11 protein-coding genes are annotated in these 10,350 nt (G+C 45.4%); 9 read left to right on the top strand and 2 right to left on the bottom strand.

Annotation, left to right across the window (positions count from 1 at the left end):
* Positions 1-219, top strand: a 219-nt coding sequence (locus C1E99_RS15340; protein WP_153060276.1) for a hypothetical protein, incomplete at its 5' end; no start/stop codon positions are given.
* On the opposite strand, the gene galU is transcribed toward C1E99_RS15340, so the two are convergent.
* Positions 125-1,027: a UTP--glucose-1-phosphate uridylyltransferase GalU gene (gene galU / locus C1E99_RS13415; protein ID WP_105207785.1), complete on the bottom strand. Its 903-nt coding sequence runs from the start codon at positions 1,025-1,027 to the stop codon at positions 125-127. The genes C1E99_RS15340 and galU overlap by 95 nt on opposite strands.
* 18 nt (positions 1,028-1,045) lie before the next feature.
* A complete protein-coding gene (locus tag C1E99_RS13420) occupies positions 1,046-2,062 on the bottom strand; it encodes an NAD(P)H-dependent glycerol-3-phosphate dehydrogenase (protein WP_105100650.1) in 1,017 nt (338 codons plus the stop codon).
* A gap of 225 nt (positions 2,063-2,287) precedes the next feature.
* Here C1E99_RS13420 and C1E99_RS13425 point away from each other — a divergent pair, with 225 nt between their 5' ends.
* From C1E99_RS13425 to C1E99_RS13460, 8 genes are all read left to right on the top strand, one after another.
* Complete coding sequence (locus C1E99_RS13425; RefSeq protein WP_105207786.1) at positions 2,288-2,737, top strand: MarR family winged helix-turn-helix transcriptional regulator; 450 nt, start codon at positions 2,288-2,290, stop codon at positions 2,735-2,737.
* Positions 2,730-4,436, top strand: a complete 1,707-nt coding sequence (locus C1E99_RS13430) for an ABC transporter ATP-binding protein (RefSeq protein ID WP_105207787.1) — start codon at positions 2,730-2,732, stop codon at positions 4,434-4,436. Before C1E99_RS13425 ends, C1E99_RS13430 begins: the two co-directional genes overlap by 8 nt.
* Positions 4,437-6,221, top strand: a complete 1,785-nt coding sequence (locus C1E99_RS13435; RefSeq protein WP_105207788.1) for an ABC transporter ATP-binding protein — start codon at positions 4,437-4,439, stop codon at positions 6,219-6,221.
* Positions 6,222-6,366: 145 nt separating this feature from the next.
* On the top strand, positions 6,367-6,810 hold the full coding sequence (locus C1E99_RS15065; protein ID WP_105207789.1) for a hypothetical protein: 444 nt from the start codon (positions 6,367-6,369) through the stop codon (positions 6,808-6,810).
* Between the two features lie 28 nt (positions 6,811-6,838).
* Entirely contained in the window at positions 6,839-7,282 is a 444-nt protein-coding gene (locus C1E99_RS13445) for a dUTP diphosphatase (RefSeq protein WP_002939955.1), read from the top strand.
* Between the two features lie 6 nt (positions 7,283-7,288).
* Positions 7,289-8,656 carry a DNA repair protein RadA gene (radA, locus tag C1E99_RS13450; RefSeq protein ID WP_024398839.1) on the top strand — a complete coding sequence of 456 codons (1,368 nt, stop codon included), beginning with the start codon at positions 7,289-7,291 and terminating at the stop codon, positions 8,654-8,656.
* A gap of 123 nt (positions 8,657-8,779) precedes the next feature.
* Positions 8,780-9,274 (top strand): beta-class carbonic anhydrase, encoded by a 495-nt coding sequence (locus C1E99_RS13455; protein ID WP_105207790.1) that lies wholly within the window; start codon positions 8,780-8,782, stop codon positions 9,272-9,274.
* Between the two features lie 199 nt (positions 9,275-9,473).
* Positions 9,474-10,232 (top strand): TIGR00266 family protein, encoded by a 759-nt coding sequence (locus tag C1E99_RS13460; RefSeq protein WP_105207791.1) that lies wholly within the window; start codon positions 9,474-9,476, stop codon positions 10,230-10,232.
* Positions 10,233-10,350 lie beyond the last annotated feature (118 nt).

The raw sequence follows: 10,350 nt of genomic DNA on the forward strand, positions 1-10,350 counted from the left end.
AGAAGGCCTTTTTATTTTGTCCAGATGAGGTGGTTTAAGCACCAAAACAGCTATTTTTCCCTAAAAACAGTAAAAAAGACAAACACCAAAACGATGTTTGTCTGCAATCTGAAACTAGCGATTGCTAGTTTTTCTTTTTATCTAATTTTTTACCAAGATCGATTAAGTATTGTTTCAAATCATCTTTTACTTGAGGGTGTTGGAGGGCGTAGTCGATAGAAGTTTTCATGAAACCGAACTTATCCCCAACATCGTAACGGTTGCCTTTGAATTCACGAGCGAAAACACGTTGCGTTTTATTCAGAGTATCAATGGCATCTGTCAATTGAATCTCGTTCCCGGCACCTGGTTTTTGGTTTTCTAAAATCTCAAAGATTTCAGGAGTGAGTAAGTAGCGTCCGATAATAGCAAGGTCAGAAGGAGCATCTTCTGGTTTTGGTTTTTCCACAAACGTATCCACACTGTAAAGACCGTTAATCCCTTCACCGTGAGGTGCGATGACACCATAAGCTGAAACTTCCTCATGAGGAACAGGCATAACGGCAATGGTTGAAGCATGAGTCTTATCGTAATCGTTCATGAGTTGTTTGGTCAATGGGACAGCTTTTGTATCTGTGATGTCCATCAAGTCATCGCCGAGCATAACAACAAATGGCTCATTTCCGACAAAGGCTTTTGCTTGAAGAACAGCATCACCAAGTCCGCGAGGGTGGCTTTGGCGAATGAAGTGTAGTCGAATACCAGTTGTCTCATCGACCAGTTTTAACAAGTCATTTTTACCTTTTTCTTTAAGGTTGTATTCCAATTCAAAGTTTGAATCAAAGTGATCTTCGATAGAACGTTTTGACTTACCAGTGACCACCAAAATATCTTCAATACCAGAGCGAAGAGCTTCTTCAACGATAAATTGGATGGTTGGCTTGTCAACGATTGGCAACATTTCTTTGGCAAGGGCTTTTGTTGCTGGGAGGAATCGCGTTCCCAAACCTGCTGCAGGAATCACGGCTTTTCTAACTTTTTGTGACATGATAAAATCTCCTTTACTTTATGACCATTCATTTTCGTGGCGGAATTCGCCAGACATAATTTCCTTAATCGCGTCTTGAATACTTGCACCTTGATAAATCACGCTATAGATGGCTTGAGTGATAGGCATATAGACATTCAATTCTTGTGCCAGTTCATAGGCCGCTTTGGTGGTAGAAATCCCCTCGATGACCATACCCATATTGGCTTCGATATCTTCGAGTTTCTCTCCTTTGCCAAGCAAATCGCCAGCTCGCCAGTTACGTGAGTGAACAGATGTACCGGTAACAATCAAGTCGCCGACGCCAGATAGCCCACTGTAGGTCAAGGGATTGGCACCCATTGCCACACCGAGTCGGGTGATTTCTGTCAATCCACGAGCAATGATAGCTGCCTTGGCATTATCGCCGTAACCGAGGCCGTGAAGGGCACCTGCACCAACTGCGATGATGTTTTTCAAAGCACCCGCTGTTTCCACACCGATGACATCATTGTTAGTGTAGAGACGGAAATAGTGGTTACTGAAAAGATTCTGTACGTAGCTAGCTGTTTCCAAGTCTTTCGATGCGGCAGAAATCAAGGTCAAATCGCGGACAATGGTTTCTTCTGCATGGCTTGGACCAGAAACTACAACAATTTCAGATCGTAGTTCAGCAGGAATTTCTTCCTCTAAAACCTCTGATAGGCGCTTGTGACTATCTGGCTCCAGACCTTTTGAGGCGTGCATAACAACCACCTTGTGCTTGAGAGCTTGGGCCACTTGCTTGGCAACTAGACGGGTCACCTTGGTCGGTACAACGAAAAGAACAGCGTCAACACCATCAAGTGTTTCTGTTAAATCCTTATAGCCCTTGATTTTTTCGTCTAGGATAACATTTTTGAAATAGCGTTTGTTAGTATGTTCTTCATTGATTTCATCAATTTGTTCAGGGATATTTCCCCAAATACGGACAGTATGACCGTTATCGTTGAGAACTTGAGCAAGGGCGGTTCCCCATGAGCCTGGTCCCAAGACAGCAATGGTTTGTTTGGTCATAGAAAATCCTTTCTAGTAGGTATAATTTTAATACATTATAACATAATCTATGTATAAAATCTTGCAATTCATGCCCAATATTGCTGTAAGGAAGAAAAATGTTAGTAGGAGGATGGTTTGAAAATACGTGTCGTTTTCAGAAAATAGGAGTTAAAATGATTGACAATAGTTGTCAAAAAATCTACAATAGTTCTCATGGTAATTATATAACGGAAAGGAGATATTTTGGGACATACTATTGCAGATTTTCGGAATCTATTAAATCAGATTGAACAAATCAGTGAAACCATTGCAAAGGAATACGATGTGGAGCACTTAGCCGGTCCACAGGGTTGGGCCTTACTCTTTATGTCGGAGCGGGTAGACGGTGAGACCTTTGTCAAAGACATCGAAGCAGAGCTTTGTATTTCCAAATCAGTAGCCAGTAACCTGGTCAAGCGAATGGAGAAAAACGGCTTTATCCAGGTCATATCTTCACAAGTTGACAAACGCTATAAGCAGTTGGTTTTGACAGAGAAGGGGCGGAGCAAGATTGAGCCATTAAAAGATTTCCATGAGGAGATGGATCGTTCTCTATTTTTAGGTATTCAAAAGGAAGAATTTGATTTGATCAAACAGGTGGCCAATCAATTAAAAGAAAATATTAGAAATTATAAGGAGAAAAAACATGTTTAAAGAAGCCATTTTACGTTATAAATGGTATGCCTTGGCATCAGTCTTGCTGACTTCTATTGTTGTAGCGACGACTTTGATGCAACCTAGTTATTTGCAGGATGTATTGACTGCTGTATTGGCTAATGATAAGGAAGAGATTGTCCGTGTCGGTAAGTTCCTCTTGCTGATTGCGGGAATCGGTCTCTTGGCTGGTCTGGCCAATACCATCATGGCGGCTAAGATTTCTCAGGGAGTATCTGCGGATATTCGTGAGAAGACCTTTCGGAAAATTCAGAGCTTTTCTTATGCCAATGTAGAGGAATTTAATGCAGGGAATTTGGTGGTTCGTATGACCAACGACGTCAATCAAATCCAAAATCTTGTTATGATGCTCTTTACGATCTTGATGCGGGTACCTCTGCTCTTTGTTGGTGCCTTTATCATGGCGGTGCGCACTTTGCCAGAACTTTGGTGGGTTATTGTGCTCATGGTCATTCTCATCATGGGAATCATGGCAGTTGTGATGGGCTTGATGGGGCCACGCTTTAGTAAATTCCAGTCCCTCATGGACAAGATGAACAGTATTGCCAAGGAAAATCTCCGTGGGATTCGTGTGGTTAAGTCCTTTGTACAGGAGAAAAATCAATACGCTAAATTTAAAGAAGTATCCAATGAGCTTTTGGACCTCAACCTCTTTATCGGTTATGGTTTTTCTATCTTGCAACCCTTAATGATGTTGATTGCTTACATGGCGATTTTTGTGTCGCTTTATCTTGTTTCAGGGATGTTAGACACTAATATCGAAGCAGTTGGGGGCTTTACTTCCTTTATGAGCTACCTCATGCAAATCATGTTTGCCATTATCATGGCTAGCTTTATGGGGATGCAGGCTTCACGTGCTGCTATTTCCATTAAACGTTTGAGTGAGGTTTTAGATACAGAGCCAGCGATGACCTTTAAAGAAGGTGCAAAAGAGGACTTGGATGGACGGATTGTCTTTGACAATGTCAGCTTCACCTATCCGCATGACACTGAGCCAACTTTGAAAAATATCTCCTTTGAGATTGAGTCTGGTCAGATGGTCGGTGTGGTCGGTGCGACGGGTGCGGGTAAATCAACACTGGCTCAGCTCATTCCGCGTTTGTTTGATCCACAGGAAGGGACTGTGTCAATTGGTGGACGTGATTTGAAAGACATCAGTCAGGAAACCTTGAGAGATACAGTGTCTATCGTTTTGCAAAAAGCTATTCTCTTCTCAGGGACCATTGCAGACAACCTGCGTCAAGGTGCACCTGGTGCAGATTTGGAACGTTTGGAGCGGGCCGCAGGTATTGCCCAAGCCAAAGAATTTATTGACCGCTTGGATGATACCTATGAGAGCCAAGTAGAAGAACGTGGAAATAACTTCTCTGGTGGTCAGAAGCAACGGATGTCCATTGCTCGTGGGGTGATCGGAGAGCCTAAGGTCTTGGTCTTGGATGACTCGACCTCAGCCCTGGATGCCAAATCGGAGAAGTTGGTGCAAGAAGCCCTCAACCATGATTTGAAGGGGACAACGACGGTCATCGTTGCCCAGAAGATTTCTTCTGTTGTCAAAGCTGATAAGATCTTGGTTCTTGATGAAGGTCGCTTGATTGGTCAAGGCACTCACGCTGAGCTGGTAGCAACAAATGACGTCTACCGAGAAATTTACGAAACACAGAAAGGGAAGGATGAATAGATGAAGACTTTACGTTTTTTCTGGTTTTATTTTAAACGCTATAAGCTGTCCTTTGCTGTGATTTTTCTAGCCATTGTGACGGCGACTTATTTGCAGGTTAAGACACCTGTTTTCCTGGGTAATGCGATTGCAGAGATGGGGAAAATTGGTCAGGCTTATTTTGCTTCGGTGCAAATGGGTCAGTCAGATTTCAAGCCTGACCTAGCTGATTTTAATGGGGTCATGCTCAATCTCTTTTTGGCCTATGTGGCGACTGTGCTCTCAACATTGATTTATACCCTGCTCTTTACACGCATCGTTGCTCATTCAACCAATCGCATGCGAAAAGGTTTGTTTGGCAAGTTGGAACGCTTGACAGTTGCCTTCTTTGACAGCCACAAGGATGGAGATATTCTTTCTCGCTTTACCAGTGATTTAGACAATATCCAAAACGCTTTCAACCAGTCCTTGACCCAAGTGGTGACCAACATTGCTCTTTATATTGGTATGGTCATCATGATGTTCCGTCAGGATACTCGCTTGGCCTTGGTGACCATTGCTTCTACGCCAGTTGCCTTGATTGCCTTGGTCGTTATCATCCGCCTATCACGGAAATATACGGATAAGCAACAGGCTGCGGTATCTAAACTCAATGCCTACATGGATGAGAAGATTTCTGGACAAAAAGCGATTATTGTACAAGGTGTGCAGGAAGAGACGATTGATGGTTTCTTGGAACTCAATGAAGAAGTTCGTCGCACGACCTTCAAGGGTCGCTTGTTTGGTGGGATTCTCTTCCCATTTATGAATGGTATGAGCTTGGTCAATACGGCCATTGTTATCTTTGCAGGTTCCAGCATTGTTCTCAATGACAGCTCACTGGAAACAGCTGCCGCACTTGGTCTGGTGGTGACTTTTGTTCAATATTCGCAACAGTATTACCAGCCAATCATGCAGGTTGCTGCCAGCTGGGCAGAATTGCAGCTAGCTTTCACAGGAGCTCATCGTATTCAGGAAATGTTTGATGAGCCTGAGGAAGTTCGCCCTCAAAACGCTCCGCTATTTACCGAATTAAAAGAAGGAGTTGAAATCAAGGACATCAACTTTGGCTACTTGCCAGGTCAGAAGGTCTTGGACAAGGTATCTATCTCTGCTCCTAAGGGCAAAATGGTAGCGGTCGTTGGTCCGACGGGGTCTGGTAAGACTACCATTATGAACTTGATTAACCGCTTCTATGATGTCAATGGTGGTAGCGTGGCCTTTGATGGTCGCGATATTCGGGAATATGATCTGGACAGCTTGCGGGATAAGGTCGGCATTGTCTTGCAGGAATCAGTGCTATTCTCGGGTACTATTGCGGACAATATTCGCTTCGGTGATGAGAGCATTTCGCAGGAAATGGTGGAAACCGCAGCTCGTGCCACCCATATCCACGACTTTATCATGAGTCTGCCAGAGGGCTATGAAACCTTTGTGACCGATGATGAGAATGTCTTCTCGACAGGTCAGAAACAGTTGATTTCCATTGCCCGTACGCTCTTGACAGACCCACAAGTCTTGATTTTGGACGAAGCAACCTCAAACGTTGATACGGTGACGGAAGCCAAAATTCAAAAGGCTATGGAGGCTATTATCGCTGGACGGACCAGCTTCGTCATTGCTCACCGCCTCAAAACCATTCTCAATGCGGATGAAATCATCGTACTCAAAGATGGAAAAGTAATCGAGCAAGGCAACCATAGCCAACTCCTTAAACAGGGCGGCTTCTACGCCGAACTCTACCACAATCAGTTTGTGTTTGAATAAATTCAAAATTCCAGCCATTAGGTTGGAGTTTTGCTTTACCCTGTATTTCCTGTATAATAGACCTATGAAGAGATAGAGCGTTCGAGTTGAATTATTTCCCCTGAAAAAAGAAGAAATCCCTGCCTACTTAGATGACAAGGGGATTTTGGTAAATGCCTATTTCAAGACCTACCTAGCTCATTCGGCATATCAAGTGGTGGAGGAGCAGCAAGAGTGCTTGGTTGAGATTGTCAGCCTAGCTGATATGGGATTTGATCGGGAAGCAACTGCTCCTCAGATAGAGGAGAGAGCCGTGGAGATGGGGTATCAATTACCACCAGCTCATCTGGGAGTTTATCTTCGGCTGGCCTTGTTGGAACAGGAAGTCAGTCAAGATGCCATACTCTCCCAAGGGAAATCACCAGACGGGGCCATTTGCCTGCTGTCGCCTCAGTTGGAAGACGAATTTACCTTCCCTCGCAGTGTCTATCTCCGTAAGGTTGACCAAGACTTGTGGCTACGTGCGGCTCGCTTTGATGACGAGTATGCCTTTCCCTTAACAACACTTTTTGCATTTGTGACGAAAAATGCGAATGAATACTATGAATAAAAAGAAGAAAATGATGTAAGGAGTTCTTATGAAAATCCGTGGATTCGAACTGGTCAGCCAGTTTACTGATGAAAATTTATTGCCAAAACGTGAAACGGCCCACGCAGCAGGTTACGACCTTAAGGCTGCAGAAACCGTCAGCTTGGAGCCAGGCGAGATTAAGCTGGTGCCAACGGGTGTCAAGGCCTATATGCAGGCCAATGAGGTCCTCTATCTCTACGACCGTTCGTCTAACCCTCGTAAGAAGGGGCTGGTCCTGATTAATTCGGTTGGGGTTATCGACGGCGACTACTACGGCAATCCAGCCAATGAAGGTCATATCTTTGCCCAGATGCGAAACATCACAGAGGAAACTGTCGTGGTGGAAGCAGGCGAGCGAATTGTGCAGGCTGTTTTTGCCCCCTTCCTCTTGGCTGACGGTGACCAGGCCGACGGCGTTCGGACGGGCGGATTTGGCTCGACGGGGAAATAGGAGGAAATCATCATCGCTAAGAAAAAAACAACCTTTGTCTGTCAATCCTGCGAGTACCACTCGCCCAAGTATCTGGGCCGTTGTCCCAACTGTGGCTCCTGGTCTAGCTTTGTCGAGGAAGTGGAAGTTGCTGAAGTCAAGAACGAGCGGGTCAGCCTGACAGGTGAGAAGACCCGACCTATGAAACTCAATGAAGTTTCCTCTATTCAAGTGGCCCGCACCAAGACCAACATGGAGGAGTTCAACCGTGTCCTCGGTGGCGGTGTGGTGCCAGGCAGTCTGGTCCTAATCGGAGGCGATCCAGGGATTGGCAAATCCACCCTGCTTTTACAGGTATCTACCCAGCTTTCTACTATTGGAACGGTCCTCTATGTGTCGGGGGAAGAATCTGCCCAGCAGATTAAGTTGCGGGCGGAGCGTCTGGGCGACATCGACAGCGAGTTCTATCTCTATGCGGAAACCAATATGCAGAGCATTCGGACCGAGATTGAGAAGATTAAGCCAGATTTCCTGATTATCGACTCTATCCAGACCATTATGAGCCCTGATATTTCTAGCGTGCAAGGTTCTGTCAGTCAGGTCCGTGAAGTGACCAATGAACTCATGCAGATTGCCAAGACCAACAACATCGCAACCTTTATCGTCGGCCACATGACCAAGGAAGGAACCCTGGCTGGACCGCGGACCTTGGAGCACATGGTGGACACCGTTCTCTATTTTGAGGGCGAGCGACAGCACACCTTCCGTATCTTGCGGGCGGTCAAAAACCGCTTTGGTTCTACCAACGAAATCGGCATTTTTGAAATGCAGTCACAGGGCTTGGTCGAAGTTCTCAATCCAAGTGAGGTCTTTCTGGAAGAGCGTCTGGACGGAGCGACTGGCTCGGCTATTGTCGTGACCATGGAGGGCACCCGCCCCATTCTTGCGGAAGTGCAGGCTCTGGTGACGCCGACCATGTTTGGCAATGCCAAGCGGACCACGACAGGCTTGGACTTCAACCGTGCCAGCTTGATTATGGCGGTGTTGGAAAAACGGGCAGGCCTGCTCCTCCAAAACCAAGATGCCTATCTCAAGTCAGCAGGCGGAGTCAAACTGGATGAGCCAGCTATTGACCTGGCAGTCGCAGTTGCCCTTGCCTCCAGTTACAAGGACAAGCCAACCAACCCACAAGAGTGCTTTATAGGCGAAATCGGACTGACAGGGGAAATCCGCCGCGTCAATCGGATTGAACAACGGATTAACGAAGCCGCCAAATTGGGCTTTACCAAGGTCTATGCCCCCAAAAATTCCCTGACAGGTATCAAGGTGCCCAAGGAAATCACTGTTGTCGGCGTGACCACCATTGGCGAAGTCTTGCAGAAAGTATTCAACTGATAAAATCATTCGGGAGTGATAGCTAGTCGCTCCTCTTTTTGCGACAAATAGTCGGGAATGTGATAAGCTAGGTCTAACCTATTTCTGAAAATTTCAGAAATTCTCATCAGACAAGGAGGTCCTATGTCTTATTTTCAAAACTTTATGAAGGCCAACAAGGCCTATGTTGACCTGCATGGTACCTATCACCTGCCACTTAAGCCCAAGACCAAGGTGGCTATCGTGACCTGTATGGACTCACGGCTTCACGTTGCTCAGGCTTTGGGTTTGGCTCTTGGTGATGCTCACATTCTGCGAAATGCAGGTGGGCGCGTGACGGAGGACATGATTCGCTCGCTAGTCATTTCCCAGCAGCAGCTCGGCACAAGGGAAATCGTTGTCCTCCACCATACAGACTGCGGTGCCCAGACCTTTACCAATGAAGAATTTGCGGTCCAACTCAAGCGGGATTTGGGAGTGGATGTGGCTGGTCAGGACTTTCTTCCTTTTACAGACATTGAAGAAAGCGTACGGGAAGATATTGCTCTCTTGAAACAATCTCCGCTCATACCTGACGACGTTGAAATTTCTGGAGCGGTTTATGATGTGGATACGGGTCGGATGACAGAGGTTATATGATGACGGGGAATCTAATTGTTTGGATTCCTTTATTTTTTTATAAAAATGCTTGACACTGTCATTTTTAAGGTGTAGAATTGTGTTATAAAAATAGTACAAAAGGGAGTTAAAAATGATTTGGTTTATTTTAGCTTGTTTTTGGTTTATTATAGCAATCCTGTGGTTAACAGGTACATTTCGTAAAAAATAGGAGGCAACTATGTCAGACAACCGGATGAAATACACGATTGATAGCAATATGCAATTTCCTTTGGTGGAAATTGCTTTGGAAGCTGGTGAATCAGCTTATATTCAACAAGGGAGCATGGTCTACCATACGCCCAGTGTGACCTTGAATACCAAGCTCAATGCGCGTGGTGGTTCAGGTTTTGGTAAATTGATGGGGGCCATCGGTCGGTCAATGGTATCAGGTGAGTCCATGTTTATCACGCAAGCCATTTCCAATAGTGACGATGGAAAAATTGCACTTGCGCCTTCAACGCCAGGTCAGGTTATTGCCTTGGAACTTGGTGCAGAGCAATACCGCCTTAATGATGGCGCATTTCTTGCCCTTGATGGTTCAGCTCAGTATAAGATGGAACGCCAAAGTGTTGGTCGTGCCTTCTTTGGTGGTCAGGGCGGACTCTTTGTCATGACGACAGAGGGGCATGGTACACTTTTGGCAAATGCCTTTGGTTCTATTAAGAAGCTAACTTTGGATGGCGGGAGTATTACCATTGATAATGCCCATGTGGTAGCTTGGAGCCGTGACCTCAACTATGACATTCATATGGAGAACGGGTTCCTGCAATCTATCGGTACAGGGGAAGGAATTGTTAATACCTTCTCAGGATACGGGGAAATTTACGTTCAAAGTTTGAACATTGAAACCTTTGCTCAGGTCATTGGCAATCATATTGTCGGTGCTGGTGGTGATGGCGGTGGAGGAAGTACGTCACTTCTTGATGCGATTTTTTAAGACTCGAGGCTGGGCAAAAACTAGCCAATAACTAAAAAAATACACAGACAGATTGAGCTGCTTCAGATGAAATCCAGCCGAACTGTCTGTGTTTTTCTTTCTGTTTCTACTCTCTTGG

Source organism: Streptococcus suis (assembly GCF_002964045.1).
Lineage (GTDB): Bacteria > Bacillota > Bacilli > Lactobacillales > Streptococcaceae > Streptococcus > Streptococcus suis_U.

Bases quoted from the DNA above. Each gene is read 5' to 3' on its own strand.
- galU (WP_105207785.1), bottom strand. From the start codon at position 1,027: ATGTCACAAAAAGTTAGAAAAGCCGTGATTCCTGCAGCAGGTTTGGGA.
- C1E99_RS13420 (WP_105100650.1), bottom strand. From the start codon at position 2,062: ATGACCAAACAAACCATTGCTGTCTTGGGACCAGGCTCATGGGGAACC.
- C1E99_RS13430 (WP_105207787.1), top strand. From the start codon at position 2,730: ATGTTTAAAGAAGCCATTTTACGTTATAAATGGTATGCCTTGGCATCA.
- C1E99_RS13435 (WP_105207788.1), top strand. From the start codon at position 4,437: ATGAAGACTTTACGTTTTTTCTGGTTTTATTTTAAACGCTATAAGCTG.
- C1E99_RS13445 (WP_002939955.1), top strand. From the start codon at position 6,839: ATGAAAATCCGTGGATTCGAACTGGTCAGCCAGTTTACTGATGAAAAT.
- C1E99_RS13455 (WP_105207790.1), top strand. From the start codon at position 8,780: ATGTCTTATTTTCAAAACTTTATGAAGGCCAACAAGGCCTATGTTGAC.
- C1E99_RS13460 (WP_105207791.1), top strand. From the start codon at position 9,474: ATGTCAGACAACCGGATGAAATACACGATTGATAGCAATATGCAATTT.